Consider the following 24,628-nt stretch of genomic DNA (forward strand, 5'->3'; position numbering starts at 1 on the left):
CGCGCGATCATGGCGCCGGGTCATCCCCGACGGCCCCCAGACCCGCCTCCCGATGGCAGCTTAGGACGAGGTTTCGCGTCAGGCTACCAGATCGGACGCCTCAGGATGCCTTTTCAGCCAGGCGGCCGCATAACCGCAAAGGGGGGTAATCTTCACCGATCGCGCCCGGGCCGCACTCACGACCCCCTGCATCAGGCGACCGGCCGTCCCCGCGCCGCGCAGGGCGGGCGGCGAAAACACATAGTCGATGATCATCCGGTCCGGCGTCATGCGGTAGTCGGCATAGGCCGTCTGCCCCTGCTCGATCAGCTCGAACCGGCCGGCGGCGGCGTTGTCGGTAATGGGGGACATGGGGGCCAAGGAGTAGGGAGTGGAGAGTAGGGAGTAGGGAGTAGGAAGTGGGGAGTAGGAAGTGGGGAGTGGGGAGTGGGGAGTGGGGAGTAGCAGAGGGAAGGCGCGAAACGGGCGGCGCGCAAGGCCGAACTACTCCCTATCCCCTACTCCCTACTCCCTACTCCCTCACACCAGCTCGACAGCCATGGCCGTGGCTTCGCCGCCGCCGATGCACAGGCTGGCCATGCCGCGCTTGCCGCCGCGCGCCTTGAGCGCCGACAGCAGGGTGGTCAGGATACGTGCGCCCGAGGCGCCGATAGGGTGACCGAGCGCCGTCGCACCGCCGTTGACGTTCAGCTTCGCCCGGTCGATGCCGAGTTCCCGCTGGGCGATCATGGCGACGACGGCGAAGGCCTCGTTGACCTCCCAGAGATCGACGTCCTCGGCCGTCCAGCCCGCCTTCTTCAGCGCCTTCTGCATCGCCGGCACCGGCGCGGTGGTGAACAGGCCCGGCTCATGGGCGTGGGCCGCGTGGGCCACGACAAGGGCGACGATCGGCAGGCCGAGCGCCTTCGCGACGCTCTCGCGGGTCATCACCAGGGCGGCGGCGCCGTCGCTGATCGAGCTGGCGTTGGCGGCGGTGATGGTGCCGTCCTTGGCGAACGCGGGCTTGAGGCCGGGGATCTTCGACGGGTCGGCCTTCAGCGGCTGCTCGTCCTGGCTGACCGTTTCCTCGCCCTTGCGGGTCTTGACCGTCACCGGCGTGATCTCGGCGGCGAAAGCCCCGCTTTCGATGGCCGTGCGGGCGCGGTTCAGGCTTTCGATGGCGTAGTCGTCCTGGTCCTGGCGGGTGAACTGGTAGGTCCGGGCGCTGTCCTCGGCGAACGAGCCCATCAGCCGACCGGGCTCGTAGGCGTCCTCGAGGCCGTCCAGATACATGCTGTCGCTGATCACATCGTGGCCGATGCGGGCGCCGCCGCGGTGCTTGGTCATCAGGTAGGGCGCGCCGGTCATGCTCTCCATGCCGCCGGCGACGATCAGATCGACCGAGCCGGCCGCGAGGGCGTCGTGGGCCATGATCGCCGCCTGCATGCCGCTGCCGCACATCTTGTTGACCGTGGTCGCCTCGACGCCGAGCGACAGGCCCGCGCCCAGACCGGCCTGTCTGGCGGGAGCCTGGCCCAGGCCCGCCGGCAGCACGCAGCCCATGATGATCTGCTCAATCTTCGCCGGATCGACCCCGGCCCGCTCGACGGCCGCGCGCACGGCGGCCGAGCCCAGTTCAGTGGCCTTCACGCCGGTGAGCGCGCCCTGGAAGCCGCCCATCGGCGTGCGGGCGAACGAGACGATGACGACGGGATCGGCGGACATGTTCAGAATTCTCCGAAGGCGGACGCCGCTGATTTGAGCGTTCCGGACGCCGCCCGCAAGCGCGACATGGCGCGTCGCGCCATGGGCCTGTCCGAAAAAAGCGGGGACGGCGTCGGGGTCCGATGACGCCGTCCCGAGTTGAGCAAACAGGAAATGAGTTGCTAAAAGCAACTTACTCAGGTTCGTCCCGAAAGGCAACCCTCTTGCTTTCCCTTTAGGGAAACCGCAAATTAGGCCCATGGGCCGTACAGCAGACTATTCGCACCAGACCTGTGGCATCGCCGCGACCCTTGAGGTCGTCGGAGACCCGTGGACGTTGCTGATCCTGCGCGACTCGTTCCGGGGCGTGCGCCGGTTCGAGCAGTGGCAGGAACGGCTGGGCGTCGCGCGTAACGTGCTGGCCGCCCGGCTGAAGAGCCTTGTCGCGCACGGCGTGCTCGCGCCCCGACGCTATTCCGAGCGTCCGCCGCGCCAGGAGTACGTGCTGACCGAGAAGGGCCGGGCGCTGCAGCCGGTGCTCCTGACGATGCTCGACTGGGGCAACCGCCATGTCTACGGCGAGAACCCTCCGGTCCAGTTCATCCATGACCATTGCGGCCACGCCTTCTCGCCGAAGCTCGTCTGCGAGCACTGTAACGAGGGCCTGATCCCCGGCGATCTGCGTCGATACGAACTGAACGAGGGCGCCCTGACCGTCGGCGAGGCCCTGGCGAAATCGGACGCGAGCTGAGGCTCAGGCCACGTTCGGCCGCCAAGCAACTACGCCCTCCGTCCTGGCCCGAACGTCGGGAGATCCCAGACAGGTCGCGACGGCCTCGTAACCTGCCGCGCCCACGTGCGGCGCCACGAACGTCGGCGGACTGTGGTTGGCCGGGCAAAGCAGGATCGCCTCGTCCGCCCCGACAGCCTGCAGGTCGAGAATCGACGACGAACGGGTCATCAGAAACAGGAGCCGGCCCTTCGGACCACGGCGGCGAAGGTGCGCGATGAGCGCCTGCTGCGTCGACTGGTCCAGCCCCTGCTCGACCATGTCCACCACAACGGCGCCTGTCCCGTCCGCCTCAAGCGTCGCGAGCAGGATGGTCAGAGCGGCCGACGCTTTGGCGCCATCCTCTTCCAGCCAGACGCCGGCCTGATCGACCCTCGACCGCAACGTCGGATCCGCGTCCAGCCGCGCGTTGGCCGCCGCCCCGTCGTCCGCCAGCCGGTCGAGGCCGAGGAAGATCGCCCCGGGCAGTTCCTCGGCGAGGCGGCGCGCCAGTCGGGTCTTGCCGCTGCCCAGCGGCCCGACGATGTAGGTCAGCGGCCGGAGGTCGCGCAGTTCGAACCGCTCGCCGCCCCAGGGCCAGGGCAGATCGAACGCCGCGGCCGGGCCCGCGGGCGGCGCCAGAATCCCGATCAGATCGCCGACACTCGGTGTCTTGCCGCGCGCCAGGTCATCGCGCACCGCGCGCACCGCCTCCAGCGTCCGGACCAGGTCGCGGTATCGCTCCTCCAGCCCCGCCTGATGGGCGGCGAGGGCGGGTTCAAGGCCCAGCGGATCGCCGCCGAGCACGCGAGCGACCTGCGCGAGACTCAGTCCAAGGCGGCGCAGGGACGCGATCTCGGCGGCGCGCTCCATTTCGGCTGGACCATAGGCCCGCCAGCCCGCCGGCGTGCGCCCCGGAACGACCAGCCCTCGCTGTTCGTAAAGCCGCAGGGCCTTGGAGGAAACACCGAGCCGACGCGCGGCCTCGGACGGGTTCAGGAATCGTGGGGACGTCGTCATGACTCACCTTTTCGCTGGTTGACCGCCACACCTATCGGGGCGTCCCCCGGGGCCGGGTCAAGCCCCTCCGGGTCGGACCGGGTCAAGGCAGAGCCGGGCCGACTGGCGCGCTGACCGGAACAGGCGTAGAACGCCCCATCGCTGACTGGTGGCTTTTCCCTGGCGTCGGCGGCTGAGGGCCAATTGCCCCCGCCTGGTTTGTTCAGGCGTCATGTCATGCAGATTTTCACCTTCTTTCTCTGTCAGCCGGATGGCAGTGCAGCAACCTTCGAGGCGCGGCCTCTGCCGTCAGACCGGGACGCCGTGGCGCAATCGCGCGTGTTGCTGGGCGAGCATCCCAGCGCGGCGATGGTCAGCGTGTGGGACGGCGAGCGGTCGGTGCACGAAGAATGGCGATGCCGGCAGTTCCAGCCCCTGCCCGGCTTCATCCGCGGCCGACCGGTCGGGGAAACGCTCGACATCTGTGAGCAGTGCGCGAGCCCCGACTGTGGCGTGGTCGCGGGACGAAAGCACAGGCCGGCGGCCTCGACCTGCGAACGCCCCGTTTCTCCCGGGGCATTCCCCCGCTAGCATCGGCTCGCGAAACGCGGAGGCTTCAATGACCGATCTGGCTTCAGCCGGCGTGGTGACCCACATCCTCACCCGGGACCGAGCGGCGTCCAAGGCCTGGTACATGCAGGCCCTAGGGCTGACGCTGCTGGAGGACGATGACTACGGCTGCGCGCTCAACATGAACGGGGCCACGCTGCGGATCACCCAGATCGACGACCACCAGGCCGGGCAGCATCCCGTGGTGGGCTGGCAGGTCGCCGACATCACCGCGACGATCCAGGCGCTCAACACCAAGGGCGTGACCATGACGATCTACGAAGGCTACGGCATGGACGCCCTCGGCATCTGGTCCTCGCCGGACGGCGCGTCGAAGCTGGCCTGGTTCGCCGATCCGGACGGCAACGTCCTGAGCCTGTCGCAGGGCTGATCGGAGGCGCCGTCCATGCATACGGGATCCTGCCTCTGCGGCGCCGTGACGTTCGAGGTCGAGGGCGACCTGCCCGCGCCGGACGGCTGCCACTGCACGCAATGCCGCAAGACGTCAGGGCATTTCTTCGTCTCGACCGACCTGCCGGAATCGGCGGTGACCATCCACGGCGCGGACCGGGTGACCTGGTTCCAGTCTTCGGAGAAGGTACGGCGCGGATTCTGCGCCACCTGCGGTTCGGCGCTGTTCTGGAAGCCCGTCCACCACCCGTGGATCGCCATCGCCATGGGCGCTTTCGACAGCCCCACCGGCACGCGGATGAGCAAGCACATCTTCGTCGCCGACAAGGGCGACTACTACGACATCGCAGACGGCCTGCCGCAGAACCAGCGGTAGGGGACATGTACCGCAGGTACGTGTCCCCCAATCGAGCGGCCCAGGATTAGGGGACACGTACCTGCGGTACATGTCCCCACCCGTTGACTCCCTGACATGCGTCAGTTATTTCTGACATATGAAATCGAACGCGTCACCGACGGGGGATCAGCTGCTGGCCATGCTGGCGGCGCTGGCCAGTCCGCATCGGCTGCGGATCCTCGCCGCGCTGCAGGCGGGCGGGCGCGACTACATCAGCCGGCTGGCGCGGGAACTCGGCATCAGCCGACCGCTGCTGCATCTGCACCTGCAGAAGCTTGAGGACGCCGGACTGGTCACCAGCCAGCTGGAACTGTCCTCCGACGGCAAGGCGCTGAACTATTTCGAAGTCACCGACTTCGCCCTCGCCCTGACTCCCGCCGCGATCGCCGAGGCGGCGCTCACGCTCACCAACAAGCTCGACACCTAGAGGCCAACCCCATGTCCCCAGCCATTTATCTGACGACGCTCTGCCTGCCGCTCGCGACCATCCTGCTGGTCTTCGGCATGCGTTATTTCGCCCAGGTCCAGCAGGCGAAGGCCAAACTGGCCAACGACGACACCCTGGCCTCCATCGAGGCCCGTCTGGCGACCATCGAAAAGATCCTCAAGGACGTCGGCTAGCCGCCGCCCCTTTCCCCACTCATCTCTGCAAGGAAATCCCGGCATGACCCAGGTCCCGCTGCTGCGCCTCCATGCCCTCAGGGCCGCCTATCTGCTGATGTCCGTGGGGCTCGGCCTGACCATCTGGCCGGGCATCCTCCACCACGAGACGCCGTGGCCCCTGATGTACGGCGTGGTCCAGTGCATGCTGGCGGCGGTGTCGCTGCTGGCGCTTCTGGGTCTGCGTTACCCGATGAAGATGTTGCCGCTGCTGATGTTCGAACTGATCTGGAAGGGGATGTGGCTGGCGCTCGTCGGCATCCCCGCCTGGCAGGCCGGCGGGATGAGCGCCGGCACGTCCGAGACCCTGCTGGCCTGCGGCATGGGCGTGATCTTCCCGATCGTCATCCCGTGGGGCCATGTGTGGACGAACTACGTCGCGGCGCCGGGGGACCGGTGGAAATAGGGGAGACGTACCTGCGGTACATGTCCCCGGCCCTTTTCATTTATGGTTAAAGCAACCTTGCCATGATGGGCGCTGGGTAATCCGGGGCCATCGCGTTGCGCAGTCTGATCGCCGCCGTCGAGCGTATCGAGCCACTGTCCATCTCCTGTCGCGTGGCGGCGGTGAACGGGCTGCTGATCGAGGCCCGCGGCGGGCTGACCCATCTGGCGGTCGGCGCGCGCGCCGAGATCGAGCGCCGCAACGCCCCGTCGCTGGCCGCCGAGGTGGTCGGCTTCCGCGAAACCCGCGCCCTGCTCATGCCGTTCGGCCCTGTCGAGGGCATCGCCCCCGGGGCGGAGATCCGTATCCAGCCTGACGGCGCGGTCGTCCGGCCGCACAAGGCCTGGCTCGGCCGGATCATCGACGCCTTCGGCAACCCCATCGACGGCAAGGGTCCCCTGCCCCAGGGCGCCGCCCCCTACAGCCTGCGCGCGCCGCCGCCGCCGGCCCATGCGCGCGGCCGGGTCGGCGAGCGACTGGACTTGGGCGTCCGGTCGATGAACGTCTTCACCACCACCTGTCGTGGCCAGCGGTTGGGCATTTTCGCCGGCTCGGGCGTCGGCAAGTCGGTGCTGTTGTCGATGCTGGCCCGCCAGGCCGATTGCGACGCTGTCGTGGTCGGGCTGATCGGCGAACGGGGCCGCGAGGTGCGCGAGTTCATCGAGGAGACCCTCGGCGAAGAGGGCCTCAAGCGCGCCGTTGTGGTCGTGGCCACCTCCGACGAGCCGGCCCTCAAGCGGCGCCAGGCCGCCTACATGACCATGGCCGTAGCCGAGGCGATGCGCGACCAGGACCTGGAAGTCCTCTGCCTGATGGACTCCGTGACCCGCTTCGCCATGGCCCAGCGCGAGATCGGCCTGGCCGCCGGCGAGCCGCCGACCACCAAGGGCTACACCCCCACCGTGTTCACCGAACTGCCCAAGCTGCTGGAGCGGGCGGGCCCCGGCCCCGTGCGGCCGGACGGCTCCACGGCCGGCCCGATCACCGGCCTGTTCACCGTGCTGGTCGACGGCGACGACCACAACGAGCCGATCGCCGACGCCGTACGCGGCATTCTCGATGGCCACATCGTGATGGAAAGGGCGATCGCCGAGCGCGGACGCTTCCCGGCTATTAACGTCCTCAAGTCCATAAGTCGGACCATGCCCGGCTGTCAGCTGCCTCACGAACGCCAGATCGTCTCCAACGCCCGCCAGACCCTGGCGGCGTGGGCGAACATGGAAGAGCTGATCCGCATCGGCGCCTATCGCCCCGGCGCCGACGCCCAGGTCGACCGGGCCATCGCCCTGAACCCCGATCTCGAGGCCTTCCTCGGCCAGGACAAGGACGAGGTCACCAGCCTGGAAGACGCCTTCGCCGGCCTCGACCATATCCTGGGTAGCGCCTGATGAAGGCGATGGGCTCCCTGATCCGCATCTCGACCTTCGAGGTCGAGAACCTGCAGAAGCGGCTGGCCGAGATCGTCGACCGCCGGACCATGGTCGAGATGCGACTGGCCGTGCTTGAGGCCGAGGGCGAGTCCGAGTTGCAGAACGCGCGGGCTGACGCCGAGGCCGGCTGGTACATGGCCGGCTTTCGCGAAGGCCTGAGGCAGCGTCAGGCCACCGCCCAGGCGGCGCTGGATGCGATCGCGCTGGAGGAAGCCGGGGCCCGCGACGCGCTGAGTGAGGCCTTCGAGGCGCTCAAGAAATACGAACACGTCGCCGAAGCCACGAAAATGGCGGCCCGCAAGGAAGCCGGCCGCCGCGAAACCGCCGCCCTCGACGAACTGGGGCTGCGCAGAGCGGCACGCGGGTGAGGCGGGACCAGAGATCCCTCCCCACCGGGGGGGGTGGATCGGCGAAGCCGAGACGGAGGGGGGCCGCTCCGGTCTCGGGCGACCCCCTCAGTCAGGCCTGCGGCCTGACAGCTCCCCCGATGGGGGAGCATCTGCTCTCCCGCCGCCTGGTCCTGGCGTCCGGCCTGGCGCTGGCCGCCTGCGGACGGGAGCCTGCGGCGGCCCAGGCGATTCCCGAGCCGCCGTTGAGGTCGCTGGCGCCGTTCCGCATCGGCACGGCCGTGCGGGCCGCTGAACTGGCCGACCCGGCCTACGGCGACCTTGTCGCCCGCCACTTCTCCCAGATCACCGCCGAGTGGGAGATGAAGATGGAATACGTCGTCCAGCCGGACGGCGCGTTCCGCTTCGACCGCGCCGACGCCATCGCCGGCTTCGCCCGCCAGCGCGGGCTGAAGCTCTTCGGCCATACGCTGGTCTGGTACGCCAATGAGCCCGAGGGGTTCGTCAGGCTCGACGAGACGCGACAGTCCTTCGAGGGCGCGCTGCGCAACTACGTCACCGCCATGGTCAGCCGCTATCGCGGCGTCGCCGTCGGCTGGGACGTGGTCAACGAGCCGGTGATGGAGAACGGCGAGGGCCTGCGCGAGAGCCTGTGGACCCGCAAGCTGGGCCAGACCGGCCATTTCCGGGTGGCGTTCGAGGCGGCCCGCGCGGCCGATCCTGACGCGCTCCTGTTCATCAACGACTACCACCTCGAAAGCCGGCCGGCGAAGCTGGCCACCTACCTGCGGCTGATCGAGCAACTGCTGAAGGACGGCGTTCCGCTCGGCGGCATCGGCTGCCAGACCCATTGCTGGTCGGAACTGGCGCCCGGCGCGATCACCGCGACGTTGACGGCCCTGGCCGGGTTCGGATTGCCGATCCATCTGTCGGAGATGGACGTCTCGGTGGTTCAGGGCGGGGTGCTGGCGTCGCGGGCCGAAGCCGAACGGCGACAGGCGCGGCTCTATGCCGAGGCCGTCGAGGCCTATGCGGCCCTGCCCGAGGCGCAGCAGTTCGCGTTCACGGTCTGGGGCGTGCGCGACAAGGACAGCTGGCTGAAGCGGGAGAACGCCGCGGACACGCCACTGCTGTTCGATGATGCGGGGCGGCCGAAGGCGGCGTTCACCGCCGTCGTCGAAGACCTCAGACGTCGAGCGTCGGGGGGCTGACAGGCCGCTTCAGCACGTGATCCGAATCACTGGCCTGGCGCAGCGCGCGCAGGTCGTCGGCGATGCGGAAAATGGCCACGTAGAACTCACAGAACGAGCGCCAGAGCAGGCTCAGCGCCAGTCCGACCAGCACGCCGGCGATCGCCACGGGCAGGGCAAGCAGCTTGCCGATGATGTTGGTGTCCTGCAGCGCAACCCCAACGGCCGCGCCGATCGCGCCGAAGATGCCGATGATGATGACGCCAAGGCCTGCCCAGTAGATCAGATGGATCACCGGCCCTGTCATCAGGCGGTCAAAGGTCAGCAGGTCCCACAACAGGGTGCTGCTGGAGCCGCGTTTCGTGTTCGGTCTGGCCGGAGCCATGCGCAGGTTTTCCCCGGCGGCATCCGCGCCGCCCTTGTGGCCGCATGTCTATCGGCGCGCGCGGTCCGGGGCAATGGCGACGAAACGTCCTGACGGCGCGAAACCGTCAGGACCGGATCGTCTCGTCTATTGCGGGCGCGGCGCGGCGGGCGCGCCGGCTTCAGCGGCGGTCTGGTTGCTGACCGCGACATCGCCATCCATGCGCAGACTGGCGGCGGGCACAGTGATGAAGCCCGCGCCGGTGCGGATGGCCACGCGGCCTTCCGTGGCCATGCCTTCCTTCGGATCCATGACGGTCCCGATCTGCACGCCCGCCGAATCGCGCACGACCGTGCCGATGGGGAAGCTGCTCGGGCCGCTGACGGTCGCACCGGTCCCCATGCTCGTGGACGAGGATGCGGACGGCGCGGCAGGCGAAACTGGCGGGGGTGTCACGGCCTTGGGAGGCGCGGCCGGCATCGCGGGCGTGGCGGGCACAGCCGGCGCGGCGGGCGGCGTGACGGCGGCCTTGCCGGTGACGCCGACGGTCTGGGCGGGGGCGGCGCCGGCGATCACCAGCGCACCGATCGCGCTGAGGCCGGTCAGGACAGTCTTGTGGGTCATGAGGTCTTACTCCGTGGCTTTCCCCCGACCCCAGGACCTGAATAACCGTCCGGCACGGCTCCGGGTTCCGTCGGGTGATGGCTTGCGGGAGGCGCGCCGGGCCCGATACGGTCCTCAAAAGCCAGACAGGGAGGCGCTCGTCATGAGCACGCAGGACCGGATTTCCGTGACCATCGAGGGCGGCGTCGCCGACGTCCGGCTGATCCGCACCGACAAGATGAACGCGCTGGACGACGCCATGTTCTCGGCCCTGATCGAGACGGGCGAGCGGCTGAAGACCGAGTCCGGCGTGCGCGCCGTGGTGCTGTCGGGCGAAGGCCGGGCCTTCTGCGCCGGGCTGGACATGGGCAACTTCGGCAAGATGGCCTCGGGCGAACGCAAGGGCGGTGAGGGTCTGGTGACCGCCAGCCGCACGCCCGGCGGGGCCAATCGCGCCCAGCAGGCGGCGATGGTCTGGCGCGAGATCCCCGTGCCGGTGATCGCCGCGATCCACGGCGTGGCCTTCGGTGGCGGCTTCCAGGTCGCGCTGGGGGCCGACATTCGCTACGTCACCGCCGACGCGAAGATGTCGATCATGGAGATCAAGTGGGGCCTGGTGCCCGACATGGCCGGTCTCGTGCTGATGCGCCATCTGGCCCGCGATGACGTCATTCGCGAGCTGACCTATTCCGGCCGCCAGTTCAGCGGCGAGGACGCCGTCGGCTACGGCTTCGCCACGCGCGTCTGCGCCGATCCGCGCGCCGAAGCCCTGGCGCTGGCCCATGAAATCGCCGGCAAGAACCCGCATGCCATCCGTGGCGACAAGCGCCTGATCGATCTCGCCGCCAGCGGCGCCGACCAGCATACGGTTCTGCTCGCCGAGTCAAAGGAACAGGGCGCCCTGATCGGCTCCCCGAACCAGATAGAGGCGGTCATGGCGACGATGGAGAAGCGCGCGGCGAAGTTCGCGGAGGCGTAGGGAGTAGCCTTTAGGGAGTAGGGAGTAGCCAGCTCGAGTTGCGGCGCCTGCGGCGTCCGCAGGCCGAACTACTCCCTATTCCCTACGCCCTACTCCCTTACTTCAGCACCTTGCCGATCGCCCCGCCGACCACCCCGCCAAAGGCGGAGCTGAGCGTGCCGATCACCAGAATGATCGGCTGGACGTCGCCGAGCAGGCAGGACACCGCAATCCCGAGCAGCGCGCAGACGGCGCCGGCGATCACGCCGCCGAGCAGGCTGTCGCTCCACGCGCTCTTCGCCGCCCGGGCGTAAATCAGGCCGGCGACCAGCGACAGCAGGATGCCGATCGGGGCGAACAGGGCGGCCACGGCCGGCGCGAAGTGCCCCACCCCGACCATTATGAGTTGAAGCACCGTGCCGATGACGGTCGCGTTGATGAGCGCCTTGCGGTTCATGTCAGTTTCCCCCTTGAACGACGGCCGACGCGGCCGCGGCTTTCTGCCGTGCGAACACCGCCGCCCAGTCGACGGGCCCGGTGTCGAAGCGCTTCTTCAGTTCGGCCAGCGAATAGGCGTTGCCCCATTCGAAATGGCGATACAGGTAGTCGAACCCCTCGCCCGGTCCCCAGCCGACGCCGGTCATGGTCACCCGCGTGCGGCCGGCGCCGAAGTCCTCGAACTCGATGGTCTGCACCACCTGGCCGAACAGCTCGCGGTGTTTCAGACCCGACGGGGTCTGGACATTGCGGATCGACAGAAGTCGACCGGGCACATAGCTGACGATCTGGTTCTTGATGTTCTCGCCATCGCCCGGTTTGGCGGTGGGCAGATAGCTGCTCTCCATCATGCCGCCGACGCGGAAGTCGACCCAGGCCACAGGGACGGCCCAGGTGCTGAAGCCCTTGCTGGTGGCGAAGGCCTCCCAGACGGCGGCGGGCGGCGCATTGACGACGATCGACAACTGAAGCACGCGCCCGCCGCCCGGCTCGACGAACGAACTGTTGGACACATCGCGGAAGGCCCGCCAGTCGGGAAAGGCATCGGCCGCCCTGGCCGGCTGGGCGGCGAGCAGCATCGAGATCGCCGCAGCGGCGAGCAGACGTTTCATGTTCCGGTCTCCTGACGGTCGGCGGGCGTCGCGACTGCTCCGGCGGCGGCCTGCAACAAGGTGAAGTAGTGCCTCAGGCCGGCCACCGAGGCATCGAAGGCGGCCAGCGTGCGGTGCGTGCGCGACTGCATCACCCCGCCCTCCATGGTGGTCAGGACGAAGGTCGCCAGCGCGTGGGTGTCGGTCCCGGCCGGCAGGCGCGACTTCGCCGCGTCCAGACAGCCCTTCACATGACGCACCCAGCCCTCGAAATTGACCGACAGCATCTCCCGCACCGGCGGGTCGGGCTCATGCAGTTCGAGGGCGATCGAACCGATCGGGCAGCCATACAGGCAGGCGGTGTTCTTCAGCATGCCGCGATAGGCGGCCAGCAAAGCGAACACCCGCTCGATCGGGTCTTCCACACCCTCCCAGGCCGGGGCCAGCAGCATCGGATAGATGCCGTCGCGATACATCTCCAGCACCGCAAGCAACACGTCCTGCTTGGTCGGGAAGAAGTGATACAGACTGCCCGAATTGGCCCCGGCTTCGCGCAGTATGTCGGCCACGGAGGTCGACAGGAACCCCTTCTCCGAGAAGAGCGTCAGAGCGGCGAACAGGATGCGCTCGCGGGTGGGTTCCATGGGCGGGCTCACTTGATTGAGTGTTCAAGTAAGCACGGGTTGAGTGGTTGATCAAGTGCTGCGGCAATCCTCCCCACGCAGTGGGGAGGGGGACCATGCGGAGCATGGTGGAGGGGCAGCGGCCGGCTGGCCGAAAAGACCGGAATTCAGGATGGGGCAGCTGATGTTCGCGCTGCCCCTCCACCGCTCTCCGAGCGGTCCCCCTCCCCGCTTCGCGGAGAGGAAAGTCAGTTCTTAAACCTGCCCCACCGTCTTCAGCCGGGCCTTCGGATGGACCTCGTTCTGGCTCATCACCACGGTCTGGCCGCGGAAGCGTTCGATGATCGAGCGGACGAACGGGCGGATCTGCGGGCTGGTCAGCAGGACCGGGCTGTCGCCGGCCAGCGCCGCGCGCTCGAAGGCCTCGCGGACGCCGCGGATGAAGTCCTGCAGCTTGCTCGGGGCCATCGCCAGCTGCTTGTCCTCGCCCTGGCCGACCAGGGCCTCGCTGAAGGCGACCTCCCAGTCGGGCGACAGGGTGACGATCGGCAGGGCGCCGTCGTCGCCTCGGTTGGCCCAGCAGAGCTGGCGGCCAAGACGGGAGCGGACCGCCTCCACCAGCTGGGTGATCGACGCGGTGTGCGGCGCGGCCTCCGCGACGCCTTCGAGGATGGTCGGCAGGTCGCGGATCGAGACCCGCTCGCGCAGCAGCGCCTGCAGCACACGTTGCAGGCTGGTGCCGGTGACGATCGCCGGAACCACGTCGTCGGCCAGTTTCTTCTGCTCGGGACCCAGGTCCTTCAGCAGCTTCTGCATCTCGGCGTAGGAGAGCAGGTCGGACATGTTGTCCTTGAGGATCTCGGTCAGGTGCGTCGTCAGCACCGTGGCCGGATCGACGATGGTGTAGCCGCGGAACGTCGCCTCTTCCTTCAGGCCGTCATCGATCCAGGTGGCCGGCAGGCCGAAGGCGGGCTCGCGCACGTGGTCGCCGGGCAGGTCGACCTGACCGCCGCGGGGGTCCATGGCCATCAGCGAGCCGATGCGCACCTCGCCCGCGCCGCACTCCATCTCCTTGATGCGGATGGCGTAGCCCTGGGTCGGCAGGCGCATGTTGTCGAGGATCCGCACCGGCGGCATGACGAACCCGAAGTCGGCGGCAAGCGTCTTGCGCAGGGCGCGGATCTGGTCGGTCAGCTTGCGGCCGTCGAGGTCGTTGATCAGCGCCAGCAGGCCATAGCCGAGCTCGATCTTGATGTCGTCGATGGCCAGGGCGTTGGCGATCGGCTCCTCTTCCAGCTCGGCAGGCGCAGACTGTTCGATGATGATCTCGGGTTCGTTTTCCTTGAGCGTTCTTCGGTAGGCCAGCACGCCGGCGCCGATGGCCAGGATCAGGAACGGGATCTTCGGCATCGCCGGGATCAGGGCGATGATGCCGGCGGAGGCTGAGACCATGCCCAGGCTGATGGGGTTCATCGCCAGCTGGGTGACGAGCGCCTTGTTGGCTGATCCCTCGACCCCGGCCTTGGACACCAGGAAGCCGGCGGCGATCGAGATGATCAGGGCCGGCACCTGGCTGACCAGGCCGTCGCCGATGGTCATCAGGGTGTAGGTCGTCGCCGCCTGGCCGGCGGGAATCTGGTGCTGGAACACGCCGATCAGGAAGCCGCCGACAATGTTGATGGCGACGATGATCAGGCCGGCGACCGCGTCCCCGCGGACGAACTTGCTGGCGCCGTCCATGGCGCCGAAGAAGGTCGACTCCTGCTCCAGGTCCTTGCGACGCGCCTTGGCGACATCCTGGTCGATGAGCCCCGACGAAAGATCGGCGTCGATGGCCATCTGCTTGCCGGGCATGGAGTCGAGCGTGAAACGCGCCGCGACTTCGGCGATGCGCCCCGAACCCTTGGTGACGACGACGAAGTTCACGATCACCAGGATGGCGAAGACGATCACCCCGATGATGTAGTTGCCGCCCATCATCAGCTCGCCGAACGCCTTGATGATCTGGCCGGCGCCGTGGGCGCCCTCGTGGCCATGGGTCAGGATCAGGCGTGTCGAGGCGAGGTTGAGACCCAGCCGGAAAAGGGTTGTGACCAGCAGAACCGTTGGAAAGGCGCTGAATTCCAGCGGCCTCTTGATCAGCAGCGCCGTCATCAGGATCAGCACGGCGCTTGTGATCGACAGCGACAGCAGGACGTCCAGCAGGAAGGCTGGAATCGGAATGATCAGCAGGATGATGATGCCGATGACGCCGACCGCCAGGCCGACCTCGCCGCGCACCATCCAGCCCCAGACGCGTCCCGCCGAGGGCTTCTGACCGGTCAGTCCTGAAAGTCCGATGTCCGCCATGCTGGGTCGGACCTGGGGCTAGCGCCCTAGGCCGCGTGCGCTCCCAGACCGCCCTGCGGCGCGGGGACGCTGACGCCGGCCTCGGAGTACTCCTTCAGCTTGTTGCGCAGGGTGCGGATCGAGATGCCGAGGATGTTGGCCGCATGGGTGCGGTTGCCCAAGCAGTGGCCGAGCGTGTCCAGGATCAGCTGCTGCTCGACCTGGGCGACCGTCTGGCCGACGAAGGCGCGGCTGATCGCGTCCGCGGCCATCGAGGCCGAGCGGGCGACCGCGGCGTCCGGCGCGGGCGACATGGGCTGGCCATCCGGCAGGCGAACGGCGAACTCCTCGATCTCCGGACCTGTCGACAGCAGCACCGCGCGGTGCATGGCGTTCTCCAGCTCCCGAACGTTGCCGGGCCAGCGGTGACCGACAAGACGGCGACGTGCCTCGGCCGACAGCGGCCGTTCCGGCATGCCGTTGGCGGCGGCGTACTTCTTCACGAAGTGATCCGACAGGGCGACGATGTCGCCCGGCCGCTCGCGCAGCGCCGGCAGACGCAGGTTCACAACGTTCAGGCGGTACAGCAGGTCTTCGCGGAACGTCCCCTCGCGCACGGCCTGGGCCAGGTCGCGGTTGGAGGTGGCGATGACGCGGATGTCGACCTTGACCGGCTTGGCGCCGCCGACACGGTCGATTTCGCGTTCCTGCAGCGCGCGCAGGAGCTTGGCCTGCAGGCGGCCGTCCATCTCGCTGATTTCGTCAAGCAGCAGGGTGCCGCCGGTGGCTTCCTCGAACTTGCCGATGCGCCGGGCCACGGCGCCGGTGAAGGCGCCCTTCTCGTGGCCGAACAGCTCGCTCTCGAGCAGGTTCTCCGGGATGGCGGCGCAGTTGACGCTGATGAACGGCTTGTTGGCGCGGCGGGACTTGGTGTGGACGTAGCGCGCCATCACCTCCTTGCCGACGCCGCTTTCGCCGGTGATCAGGATCGAGGCGTCGGACGGAGCGATCTGGTCGGCCAGCTTGATCACGCTCTCCATGATCGGATCGCGGGCGATCATCGGCCGGGCGTCGTCGCCGATCGCCGCCAGCACGGCGGCGATCAGGTCCGCTTCCGCCGGGAGCGGGATGAACTCCTTGGCCCCGGCGCGAATGGCGTCGCCGGCCTTCTGGGCGTCGGCCCCGACCCCGCAGGCCACGACGGGCACGCGGATCCGTTCGGCTTCGTTGGCCGCGATGAGCCCGGCGATGTCGAGCTCATAGTCGACCATCAACAGGTCGGCCCCCTGCCCGGCCCGCAGGGCCTGGGTAGCGGCGGCCACCGTCTCCACGTGGGCCACCTTGGCGCCCGCCGACATCGCCATTTTCACGGCGAGGGCCAGCTGCCCGTTCAAACGTCCGACGACCAGAAGTCGCATGGGTACTCTCCTTTACGTTCCGACCGCCGATCAGGCCGCCGAATCGCCGTCCTTGATGATTTCCGTCATGGTCACGCCGAGCCGGTCGTCGACGACGACGACCTCGCCCCGGGCGACCAGGCGGTTGTTCACGTAGATGTCGATGGCCTCGCCGACCTTCCGGTCGAGCTCGAGGACGCTGCCCTGGCCCAGCTGCAGCAGCTGGGCGACGGACAGGTTGGCGCGGCCGAGCACGGCAGAGATGTTCACCGGCACATCGAAGACCGGCGCCAGATCGGCGGCGGTCTTCTCGTCGGCGTCGACGTGCATTTCGGAGGCGAGCGCCTCGTCAGCGGCGAACTCATTGAGCGCGAGATTGGTGTCTTCAGCCATGGTCGGCCTCACTGGCGGGAATCAGGGGTTCGGCGTGCAGCCCCTCGGACGCGAGCGCCGCGTCGAGGGCCGCCGCGACACGGTCGGCGGCGGCGATGGGATCGAAGGCGGCCTTGCCATCGCCCCAGTCGAGGACGAAGGCGGCGACCGGCAGGGCCGGATCGGCCCGGGCCGTGATCTTGCCGGCGAAGCCGATGGCGTCCGCCGTGTGGTCGAGCGCCGCCTGGACGCGGTCTTCCAGGCCAGCAGCGACGCGAATGACCAGTCGGGGCTGGGCCTCGACCTCGCGGGCCAGGGCTTCGAGCGCGGCCGTAACCGGCGCGTCCGGGAAGCGCGCCAGTGCGGCGTCGGCGATGGCGCGGCCGACGGCCATGGCCAGACCGGCGGCCTGCTGACGATGCTCGTGGGCCACGCCGGCGAGGGCCGACAGTCCAGCCCGCGCGGCGCGGGCGATGTCGGCCTGGGCGTCCGCCTCGGCCCGCGCGATGGCCGATCGTTCGCCGTCCGCATAGGCCGTGGCGCGGATCTGCTCGACTTCGGCGCCGGTGTAGGACGTCCGCCGCGGCGGCGGCTGAAAGGCCACGGCGCCCGCGTCGTCGAATACGGTGTCAAAGCCGAAGGGGGTGTGGGCGGGACCGGCCATCAGTAGATCAACTCATCGTCGCCGCCGGCGCCGGCGAGCATGATCTCGCCCTTGGCGGCCAGATCCTTGGCCGCCTGGACCATGCTCATCTGGGCCTGGTCGACGTCGCGCAGGCGGACCGGGCCCATGCTCTCCATGTCTTCGCGCATGATCTTGCTGGCCCGCTCGGACATGTTGGAGAAGAACATCTCGCGCAGGGCGTCCGAGGCGCCCTTGAGCGCCAGGGCCAGCTGATCCTTCTCGACCGCGCGCAGCAGCGTCTGGACGCCGCCCGGATCGAGCTTGTTGAGGTCCTCGAAGACGAACATCAGCGCCCGGATGCGCTCGGCGCTCTCGCGGTTGCGCTCTTCCAGGGCCGCGATGAAGCGGGCCTCTGTCTGCCGATCGAAGTTGTTGAAGATGTCGGCCATCATCTCGTGGCTGTCGCGCTTGGACGTGCGCGCCAGGTTCGACATGAATTCCGTCCGCAGGGTTTGTTCGATCTTGTCGAGGATTTCGCGCTGCACGGGCTCCATGCGCAGCATGCGCTGGACGCATTCCAGCGCGAAGTCCTCCGGCAGGGCGCCCAGCACGCGGGCGGCGTGCTCTGACTTGATCTTGGACAGCACCACCGCGACGGTCTGCGGGTATTCGTTCTTCAGATAGTTGGCGAGGACGGCCTCGTTCACGTTGCCGAGCTTGTCCCACATGGTGCGACCGGCGGGGCCGCGGATCTCCTCCATCAGGGAGTCGACCTTCTCGGGATTCATGAAGGCACCAAGCAGACGCTGGGTCTGCTCGAAGCTGCCCATGATCGCGCCGCTCGACGACATGCCCGAGACGAACTCGACCAGCAGTTCCTCGACGACGCTGGCCGAGACTGTGCCGAGCGTGGCCATGGCCTGGGAGACTTCCTTGATCTCCTCCTCGTCCAGGGCCTCCCAGATGGCCAGGTGGTCTTCGCCCAGCGCCAGCAGGACAATGGCCGCCTTTTCAGGTCCATTGAGCCGCGCGGAGTCGACGACCGCCTTGGATTTGCTCTTAACGCTCATGCGGTTTCATGAAGCCAGGAGCGGAGGATCGAGACCGACTCGTCCGGGTGCTTGTTGACGAAATCCGAAACGCGCTTGACCGACGAGGCGCGAACCTGACCCTCGATGCGGGCGATGTCGATGCGCTGGTCCATGTCCGGTCCCGGCAGGGCCAGAGGCTCGCCGGTCTGCGGATCCACCGCGATCTGCATCGTGCCGCCGTCCGGCGTCGAGACCAGCCGGGTCGTGATCTGGCCGCCGGCCGCGCCGGACAGGGCCGGCATCATCCCGCCGCCCGCGCCGCCGCCTGCCGTCAGCCCCTTGAGCAGGGGCCTGACGCCGAACAGCATCAGCAGGATGCCGAGGATCGCGAGCACGCCCAGCTCGATAGCGCGCATCAGATCATTCTTGTCGAAACTGGCGAGCAGGCCCTGCTTGGCCGTTGTTCCCGCTTCGTCGATCGCTTCGCGGGCAAAGCGGACATTTGTGACCTTGACCGTATCGCCCCGCGACACGTCGAAGCCCACGGCCGCCTTGACCAGGTCTTCCAACTGCAGCCGCTCGGCCTCGGAACGCGGTGTCCAGGCGCCGGGCTTGCCGTCCTTGCCGATGGCGGTGACGCCGTCGACGGCGACCGCGACGGACACCTTCTTGACCGTGCCGGGCTCGCGCACCTCGGTGGTGACGGTCTTGCTGATCTCGTAGTTGGTGGTCGAGTCCGTGCGACCCGTTCGCGAGGACGCCTGGCTACCAGCCGCCGCGCCGGTCGAGCCGGGAATATTGCCTGTCGCAGACACTGTGTTGGCGCCGTCGGGCTGGTTTTCCGTCGCGTTCTCTTCGCCCGTCTGCTCGGAGCGGACGACCTGGCCATCAGGATCGAAGGTCTCCTTCTGCTCGGTCACCCGGGCCATATCGATGTCGGCGGTCACTTCGACCCGCGCCCGCCCGGGGCCGACGACGCCCTCGACCAGTTCCTTGATGCGGGCGGCCATGCGGCGCTCGACCTCGGTCTTGCGATCGTCGGCCATCTTTCCGGCGACAGACGAACCGCCCGCAACCGAGAGGACCTTGTTGTGCTGGTCGATGACCGAGACCTGCTCGGCCTTGAGCCCCGGCACGGCGCCGGCGACGAGGTTCTGGACGGCCTGGACCTGGTCATCGCCCGGCGTGCGGCCGGTGATGCCGATCATCACCGAGGCGGACGGCGGCTCGGCCTCCTCCTCGAACAGCTGCCGGCGCGGCAGGTTCAGGTGCACGCGGACCGAGGTCACGCCGTCGAGACCGCGAATGGTTCGGGCCAGCTCGCCCTCGAGCGCGCGTTGACGGTTCAGTTGCTGGACGAAGTCGGTCTGACCGAGCGCCGAAGACTGGTCGAAGATTTCGTAGCCGACCGACCCGGAGCTCACGAGCCCCTTGCTGGCGACCATCAGGCGCGCTGAAGCGACCTGGTCGCGGGGGACCATGATGGTCGAGCCATCGCCTTCGGCCTCGTACTTGATGCCTGCGGCCTGCAGCGCCTGGACGACCGCCGAGGCTTCCTTCAGATCAAGGTTTGAATAGAGCAGCGACTTGGGTTGCGTGCCGATGTTCATCGTCAGGGCCACGAGGGCGGCGGCGATGCCGATCCCGATCCCGGCCAGCGCCGCGAGCCGGCCGAAGCCGAACCCACGCAAGGCGCTCATGAACTGTTCCACCCCGGACGCCCCTACGCATTGGACCAACGGCGCCGACAGGATCGGACCGCTAGGCAGGAATTACCGGGTGCGTGGTAAACGGGCCCTTAAGTTCACGGTCCCGGCGCCGAAAGGACAACGGCCGCGTCCTGGTCGGGACGCGGCCGCTTTCCACGAGCCTTGGGCTGAAGCGCCCGGCGGCTCAGCGATACTGCTGCAGTCGCGTCGTCCGCAGGCCCGCGAGGCCGTGGCGGTCGATCGATTTCTGCCAGGTCAGAAACTCCTCGTTGGTGAGCCGGTAACGATCACAGGCATCATCAAGGGTGAGCAGACCTCCGCGCACCGCCGCGACGACCTCGGCCTTGCGCCGGATGACCCAGCGCTCGGTGTTGGCGGGCGGCAGGTCGGACAGCGTCAACGGCGCACCGGTTGGACCGATCACGTATTTTTCGCCCCTGTTGTTCACACGCTGTTGTTGAAGCATGGCTCTAGGCCTCTCTCACCATCACTGTTGAGGAGAACCGTACGCCACTGGCGATAACGGTGCGTGAATCGCGATAGTAAAAATCAAGGTAACCACTATCGCCCCCAAGTTAATATCCGTGTTTCATCTTGAAACACTCGAATTAAAGCAAACTAAACTTCAAGACTAACGCTTGATGCTCAGAAGTTCTTCCAGCATCTGGTCGGCCGTTGTGATGATTTTCGACGAAGCGGAGTAGGCCCGTTGTGTCGTGATCAGGCCGGTAAACTCGCTGGAGAGGTCGACCGTCGACGCTTCAAGCGTAGACGGCGCGATGAAGCCCGCCCCGCCGCTGCCCGCGGTCTTGAAGTTGTAGGTGCCGCTCTCCTGGCTGACCCGGTAAGCATTGCCGTTGACCGCCATCAGGCCGTCCGCGTTCGGGAAGGTCGCGATGGCGACCTGGGCGATCTGCCGGGCGATGCCGTTGTCGAAGATGGCTGTGACGAAGCCGTGCTCGTCGATCTTGATGTTGGTCAGGTTGCCGAAGGCCGTGCCGTTGGTGGCTACCGACTGGACAAGGGACTCGCTGTCGAACTGGGTCAGACCGCCCGCGGCCCCGCCGAGATCAAGACGGATTTCCTGCCCCCCGACCCCAAGGCCGTCAGCCCACTTGAACGCCCCGGCGCCCGGAGCGGCGTCCGCGGAGGCGCCGAACTTCAGGACGGGGTTCGTCGGGTCGGTGAAGAGGGTGGTCGCCGTCGTGTCCAGACGCCCGTCCGGCGTAAACACGACCTTGCCGACCGCGAGCTGGCCATTGGTCAGGCCCGTGCCCGTGACGACGTCGCTCGCCGGGACCGCGCGAACCTCCGCAAGCCATTCGTTCGGGTTCGCGCTCTTCAGGAAATCAACCTGGACGGTGCGCTTGCCACCCTTTGAATCCGAAACCGGCACCTGGATGGAGAAGTCCGGGCGCACGCCGGTGCCGAGGTCCGCGTTGTACATCGCCATGGAATTGGCCGCGGGGTCGTAGGCGCCGAGATCCGCTGAAAGGGTCTGGCTGGACTTGAGGTTGGCGTTCACCGTCGCCCGCGTGGTCTGTTCGGCGGCGCCGCCGACCGCCGACACGTTGATCGACTTCAGACGCGTGATGTCTGACGGATCGGGCAGGATCACGCCCTCGTCATCCACCAACCAGCCCTGCAGATAGAGGCCGGCGTCGTTGCGCAGATAACCGAGGCTGTCGAGACGGAAGGATCCGGCGCGGGTGAACGACCGCACATCGGAGGCCTGCAGATCCTCGGCCTTTTCCGTCACGGCGAAGAAGCCCTGACCCGAGATCGACAGGTCCGTGCCCGAGGTGGTCTGTGTCGGCAGACCCTGGGTCGTGATGAATCGGCGGGTCTGGGCCGTCACACCGCCCGCCGAATAGGCCACGTTCGACCCCCGGCTGGTGACCAGGGTCTGGAAGTTCGCTTGGGCGCGCTTGTAGCCAACGGTGTTGACGTTCGCGATGTTGTCCGAAATCGCGGCGAGCGCCGACGAGTTCGATATCAGGCCGGTCACGCCGGCAAGCATGGCGCTGTTGATGCTCATGGGAGGTTATCCTCTTCCTTGATGACGGACCTGGCTCACGAAGCGGTCTGGACGCTGGTGACCGAAGACACGGGGACTTTGAGTTTGCCGATGCTGACGACCGTGGCGCCGTCGAGCACCTCGATGCCGGAGACCACGCCACTGGTGTGGGTGGTCGCGTTGATCTTTTCACCGCCGGAGCCAGTCGCGGTGATCTTGAGGGTGTAGGTTCCGCCGTCGGGCAGCTTTTGCCCGCCGCTGTTCACGGCGTCCCAGTCGAGCGTGCGGGCGCCGCCGGCGACGCTGGGGTCCGTGCGGCTCCAGACCGTCGTGCCCTGGGCGTTGACGACTTCGTACTTCACGCTGGTCGCGTTGCGATCGAGATCGAAGGCCCAGCTGGCCTTGCCGTCGGCGACGACGGCCTGATCCGTCTGGGCCGTCACGGCCTTGCCGATGAGCCCGACCGAACCGGACAGGCCGCCGTCATTCATGCCGACAAGCATCTTCAGCAGGTCATTGGTCATCAACTGCTGCTCGACCCCGGTCATCTGCACGATCTGCGCGGTGAACTGGTTGGAATCGAGCGGCGACAGCGGGTCCTGGTTCTTAAGCTGGGTGGTCAGCAGCGACAGGAAGGTCTGCTCACTGTCGGCCAGACGGCTGCGCGAGCTGTTGAGCTTGTCCGAGACCGAGGCGCCGGCGGCGGTTGCCGTGGGATCAATGGTGCTGGTCATGGTCTAGATCCGGATGTCCACGCCGGACCGGGTCCAGCCAGGTGAAAGGGGGGGTGCGCCGGTCTGGATCAGATCGGCCTCGTCGGCGCCGTTCTGGGCGCGCTGAAAGGCTCGGCCGGACCAGGCGCGGTCCTGCTGTTGCTGAGCGGCATCTCGACCGCCGAAGCCGGCGTTCTGGCCGGCCGTATCAAAGGTCAGGCCGCTGTCCGACACGCTGAAGCCGGCCTGCTCGAGGGCATGGCGCAATTCGGCCGACCGACCGCGCAGCTCGGCGGCCGACTGTGCGGTGTCGAACGTCATGGCCGCCGTCAGCTTGCCGGCCCGGTCGATTTCGATGGCGACATCGACCTTGCCCATGCCGTGCGGGTTCAGTTCGAGGTCGAAGCGCGTGCTTTGACCGTCGAGCTTGCGAATGATGTCGGCGGCGAGTTTGGCCACCGTTTCGGGCGATCCGCGTGTCGCGGCGGCGGCGTCCGCGGTCGCGAGGGCCTGGGCCGTCTGGGCGCGGATCTCGGCCGGGAGGCTGGGCTGATCGACGGCGGGCGTGTCGGTCGGTTCCTTGGCCAGACTTTCGGCATCGACCGGCGCGACGGCGTCGGATGGCGTCGGATCGATGGCCTCCGCCAGGATCGCCGATGCAGCCGCCTTCACCGGAGACGAGCCGGTCAGGTCGGTCGATGCGGGCCGGCCGGTCGCGTCGGCGCGGCGTTCAGAGCGGGAGCCGGCAGCCCGACGGATGTCGCCGGTCGTCGGCGTGACTCGGAGCGCTTCCGGCGCAACCGGCGTCTCCGCGGCGGCGGCGGCGATGATCGTGGGCGCGATCTCCGGGCGAGGCTCGACTGCGGCCACGGCAGGCGGCTGAGGCGGCGCTGTCTGGATGTCCGCAACGGGGGCGGCAGCAGGCGCGGGGGCGGGAGCCGGAGCGGCCTGACGGGACGAGGCGACCTGGTTCCCGACCGCGGGATCGGTGCGCGGAGCGGCGGGCGCGGCCGCCTTCGGTTCAGCAGCGCCGGACTTCTCCGGTTGGGCCGCCTCTGCCTGGACGACGTCGCGGGTGATCTTTTGATCTTCGACGAGCGCTGGAATTTCCAGCGTCGACGACTGGGGGACAGCGCCCGTTTCCGTCGGCCGGGCCTGGCGCGGGGCGAGGACGTCCGGGGTCGCAGCGGCGTCCTCAGGCTCGATAGCAGGCGCCACGAACGGTGCGGCCACCGGTACGGTCAGGAGCAGGGCAAGTCCCGCGTCCGGCGTCGCCTGGGTCGCGTCGTCTTCCGGACGGTCGGCGCTCGCCGCGCCGTCAGGCGACAGCCCCGTCGATGCAGGCTTCGGATCACCGGCGTTGGCCAGTGCAGCCAGCAGGCCCTCGAACACGCCGCCGAGGCCGGAGTCGCCCACGCCAGTCGGAGCGCTGGGCGCACCGGGCAGGACAACGGACATGCTGATCGCAGGCGCGGTCATGGAAAGCGTGGACACCATTGACGGGGAAGCGGTCGGCGCCTGCTGCGCCCGGATCATTCGACAGGGTCATAGCAACCGCCGGGCCAGATGCCGGATCGGTGCGCAAATCCCTGTCCTACAAGGGCCCGAAGCCATCGCCCCACCCCGGGCGGACCTCACCGTCAGGGCGCTTTTTGCCGGGCCGCATCGGTCCCCGGGCGCCCGAAACTGCCGCCCGACGATCATGGCGCCGGTCTTGCGCATGGTTAATGCGAACCGTTTGGCGGTTGGAATATAATCGCCATGAAATTCAACAGGTTAGTTTTTGTCTACGCGAGCGCGGACGCGTTCGCCCGGCAAAAATCGCCGGAAAACGCGTCAGGCTTTGCCGGGCGCAGGGCA

At 68.0% G+C, this 24,628-nt stretch carries 29 protein-coding genes; 11 read left to right on the top strand and 18 right to left on the bottom strand.

From position 1 onward, the window contains the following. Positions 1–78: 78 nt before the first annotated feature. The gene (locus tag ACODSL_RS06480; RefSeq protein WP_488899843.1) at positions 79–351 is read right to left on the bottom strand and encodes a GNAT family N-acetyltransferase; all 273 of its coding nucleotides are present in this window, start codon (positions 349–351) and stop codon (positions 79–81) included. A 168-nt stretch (positions 352–519) separates the two neighbouring features. Continuing rightward, positions 520–1,704 (bottom strand): acetyl-CoA C-acyltransferase, encoded by a 1,185-nt coding sequence (locus ACODSL_RS06485; protein ID WP_488899844.1) that lies wholly within the window; start codon positions 1,702–1,704, stop codon positions 520–522. A 238-nt stretch (positions 1,705–1,942) separates the two neighbouring features. Between ACODSL_RS06485 and ACODSL_RS06490 the strand changes: the two genes are divergently transcribed. Continuing rightward, positions 1,943–2,434 carry a winged helix-turn-helix transcriptional regulator gene (locus ACODSL_RS06490; RefSeq protein ID WP_488899845.1) on the top strand — a complete coding sequence of 164 codons (492 nt, stop codon included), beginning with the start codon at positions 1,943–1,945 and terminating at the stop codon, positions 2,432–2,434. 3 nt (positions 2,435–2,437) lie between these two features. On the opposite strand, the gene ACODSL_RS06495 is transcribed toward ACODSL_RS06490, so the two are convergent. After that, positions 2,438–3,472 carry a MerR family transcriptional regulator gene (locus ACODSL_RS06495; protein ID WP_488899846.1) on the bottom strand — a complete coding sequence of 345 codons (1,035 nt, stop codon included), beginning with the start codon at positions 3,470–3,472 and terminating at the stop codon, positions 2,438–2,440. Between the two features lie 216 nt (positions 3,473–3,688). Between ACODSL_RS06495 and ACODSL_RS06500 the strand changes: the two genes are divergently transcribed. The 9 genes from ACODSL_RS06500 (at position 3,689) to ACODSL_RS06540 (ending at position 8,961) form a co-directional block, all read left to right on the top strand. Further along, positions 3,689–4,042: a hypothetical protein gene (locus ACODSL_RS06500; RefSeq protein WP_488899847.1), complete on the top strand. Its 354-nt coding sequence runs from the start codon at positions 3,689–3,691 to the stop codon at positions 4,040–4,042. 28 nt (positions 4,043–4,070) lie between these two features. Beyond that, a complete protein-coding gene (locus ACODSL_RS06505; protein WP_488899848.1) occupies positions 4,071–4,451 on the top strand; it encodes a VOC family protein in 381 nt (126 codons plus the stop codon). A 15-nt stretch (positions 4,452–4,466) separates the two neighbouring features. Then, positions 4,467–4,847 carry a GFA family protein gene (locus ACODSL_RS06510; RefSeq protein ID WP_488899849.1) on the top strand — a complete coding sequence of 127 codons (381 nt, stop codon included), beginning with the start codon at positions 4,467–4,469 and terminating at the stop codon, positions 4,845–4,847. A 118-nt stretch (positions 4,848–4,965) separates the two neighbouring features. Beyond that, a complete protein-coding gene (locus ACODSL_RS06515) occupies positions 4,966–5,295 on the top strand; it encodes an ArsR/SmtB family transcription factor (protein ID WP_488899850.1) in 330 nt (109 codons plus the stop codon). Between the two features lie 11 nt (positions 5,296–5,306). Beyond that, positions 5,307–5,489, top strand: a complete 183-nt coding sequence (locus tag ACODSL_RS06520) for a hypothetical protein (RefSeq protein WP_488899851.1) — start codon at positions 5,307–5,309, stop codon at positions 5,487–5,489. Between the two features lie 43 nt (positions 5,490–5,532). Continuing rightward, positions 5,533–5,934 (top strand): hypothetical protein, encoded by a 402-nt coding sequence (locus ACODSL_RS06525; protein ID WP_488899852.1) that lies wholly within the window; start codon positions 5,533–5,535, stop codon positions 5,932–5,934. Positions 5,935–6,029: 95 nt separating this feature from the next. Then, positions 6,030–7,361 (top strand): flagellar protein export ATPase FliI, encoded by a 1,332-nt coding sequence (gene fliI, locus ACODSL_RS06530; protein WP_488899853.1) that lies wholly within the window; start codon positions 6,030–6,032, stop codon positions 7,359–7,361. Further along, positions 7,361–7,771, top strand: coding sequence for a flagellar export protein FliJ (locus tag ACODSL_RS06535; protein WP_488899854.1), 411 nt, complete (start codon positions 7,361–7,363; stop codon positions 7,769–7,771). Before fliI ends, ACODSL_RS06535 begins: the two co-directional genes overlap by 1 nt. 119 nt (positions 7,772–7,890) lie before the next feature. Next, entirely contained in the window at positions 7,891–8,961 is a 1,071-nt protein-coding gene (locus ACODSL_RS06540; protein ID WP_488899855.1) for an endo-1,4-beta-xylanase, read from the top strand. On the opposite strand, the gene ACODSL_RS06545 is transcribed toward ACODSL_RS06540, so the two are convergent. Together ACODSL_RS06545 and ACODSL_RS06550 are read right to left on the bottom strand one after the other, a co-directional pair. Continuing rightward, positions 8,936–9,325: a DUF4282 domain-containing protein gene (locus tag ACODSL_RS06545; RefSeq protein WP_488899856.1), complete on the bottom strand. Its 390-nt coding sequence runs from the start codon at positions 9,323–9,325 to the stop codon at positions 8,936–8,938. The genes ACODSL_RS06540 and ACODSL_RS06545 overlap by 26 nt on opposite strands. 126 nt (positions 9,326–9,451) lie before the next feature. Then, complete coding sequence (locus ACODSL_RS06550; protein ID WP_488899857.1) at positions 9,452–9,928, bottom strand: hypothetical protein; 477 nt, start codon at positions 9,926–9,928, stop codon at positions 9,452–9,454. Between the two features lie 142 nt (positions 9,929–10,070). Between ACODSL_RS06550 and ACODSL_RS06555 the strand changes: the two genes are divergently transcribed. Further along, the gene (locus ACODSL_RS06555; protein WP_488899858.1) at positions 10,071–10,886 is read left to right on the top strand and encodes a crotonase/enoyl-CoA hydratase family protein; all 816 of its coding nucleotides are present in this window, start codon (positions 10,071–10,073) and stop codon (positions 10,884–10,886) included. Positions 10,887–10,983: 97 nt separating this feature from the next. On the opposite strand, the gene ACODSL_RS06560 is transcribed toward ACODSL_RS06555, so the two are convergent. The 13 genes from ACODSL_RS06560 to ACODSL_RS06620 form a co-directional block, all read right to left on the bottom strand. Beyond that, on the bottom strand, positions 10,984–11,322 hold the full coding sequence (locus ACODSL_RS06560; RefSeq protein ID WP_488899859.1) for a hypothetical protein: 339 nt from the start codon (positions 11,320–11,322) through the stop codon (positions 10,984–10,986). A gap of 1 nt (position 11,323) precedes the next feature. Continuing rightward, positions 11,324–11,974 carry an SRPBCC family protein gene (locus tag ACODSL_RS06565; RefSeq protein ID WP_488899860.1) on the bottom strand — a complete coding sequence of 217 codons (651 nt, stop codon included), beginning with the start codon at positions 11,972–11,974 and terminating at the stop codon, positions 11,324–11,326. Next, positions 11,971–12,597, bottom strand: coding sequence for a TetR/AcrR family transcriptional regulator (locus ACODSL_RS06570; protein ID WP_488899861.1), 627 nt, complete (start codon positions 12,595–12,597; stop codon positions 11,971–11,973). Before ACODSL_RS06570 ends, ACODSL_RS06565 begins: the two co-directional genes overlap by 4 nt. A gap of 234 nt (positions 12,598–12,831) precedes the next feature. Further along, the gene (flhA, locus tag ACODSL_RS06575; protein WP_488900287.1) at positions 12,832–14,859 is read right to left on the bottom strand and encodes a flagellar biosynthesis protein FlhA; all 2,028 of its coding nucleotides are present in this window, start codon (positions 14,857–14,859) and stop codon (positions 12,832–12,834) included. Positions 14,860–14,951: 92 nt separating this feature from the next. After that, positions 14,952–16,322, bottom strand: coding sequence for a sigma-54-dependent transcriptional regulator FlbD (flbD, locus tag ACODSL_RS06580; protein WP_488899862.1), 1,371 nt, complete (start codon positions 16,320–16,322; stop codon positions 14,952–14,954). Between the two features lie 30 nt (positions 16,323–16,352). Next, complete coding sequence (fliN, locus tag ACODSL_RS06585; protein WP_488899863.1) at positions 16,353–16,694, bottom strand: flagellar motor switch protein FliN; 342 nt, start codon at positions 16,692–16,694, stop codon at positions 16,353–16,355. Beyond that, positions 16,687–17,337 carry a FliH/SctL family protein gene (locus tag ACODSL_RS06590; protein ID WP_488899864.1) on the bottom strand — a complete coding sequence of 217 codons (651 nt, stop codon included), beginning with the start codon at positions 17,335–17,337 and terminating at the stop codon, positions 16,687–16,689. The genes fliN and ACODSL_RS06590 overlap by 8 nt, the downstream gene beginning before the upstream one ends. Next, positions 17,337–18,368: a flagellar motor switch protein FliG gene (fliG, locus tag ACODSL_RS06595; protein WP_488899865.1), complete on the bottom strand. Its 1,032-nt coding sequence runs from the start codon at positions 18,366–18,368 to the stop codon at positions 17,337–17,339. Before fliG ends, ACODSL_RS06590 begins: the two co-directional genes overlap by 1 nt. Continuing rightward, positions 18,365–20,029, bottom strand: a complete 1,665-nt coding sequence (fliF, locus tag ACODSL_RS06600) for a flagellar basal-body MS-ring/collar protein FliF (RefSeq protein ID WP_488899866.1) — start codon at positions 20,027–20,029, stop codon at positions 18,365–18,367. Before fliF ends, fliG begins: the two co-directional genes overlap by 4 nt. Positions 20,030–20,222: 193 nt before the next feature. Then, positions 20,223–20,504 carry a CtrA inhibitor SciP gene (sciP, locus tag ACODSL_RS06605; protein WP_488899867.1) on the bottom strand — a complete coding sequence of 94 codons (282 nt, stop codon included), beginning with the start codon at positions 20,502–20,504 and terminating at the stop codon, positions 20,223–20,225. Positions 20,505–20,669: 165 nt separating this feature from the next. Further along, on the bottom strand, positions 20,670–22,076 hold the full coding sequence (locus tag ACODSL_RS06610) for a flagellar hook-basal body complex protein (RefSeq protein WP_488899868.1): 1,407 nt from the start codon (positions 22,074–22,076) through the stop codon (positions 20,670–20,672). A 35-nt stretch (positions 22,077–22,111) separates the two neighbouring features. Beyond that, entirely contained in the window at positions 22,112–22,789 is a 678-nt protein-coding gene (locus tag ACODSL_RS06615) for a flagellar hook assembly protein FlgD (RefSeq protein WP_488899869.1), read from the bottom strand. Positions 22,790–22,792: 3 nt separating this feature from the next. Further along, positions 22,793–24,247, bottom strand: a complete 1,455-nt coding sequence (locus ACODSL_RS06620) for a flagellar hook-length control protein FliK (protein ID WP_488899870.1) — start codon at positions 24,245–24,247, stop codon at positions 22,793–22,795. Positions 24,248–24,628 lie beyond the last annotated feature (381 nt).

The sequence above is a fragment of the Caulobacter sp. FG121 genome (assembly GCF_057809815.1).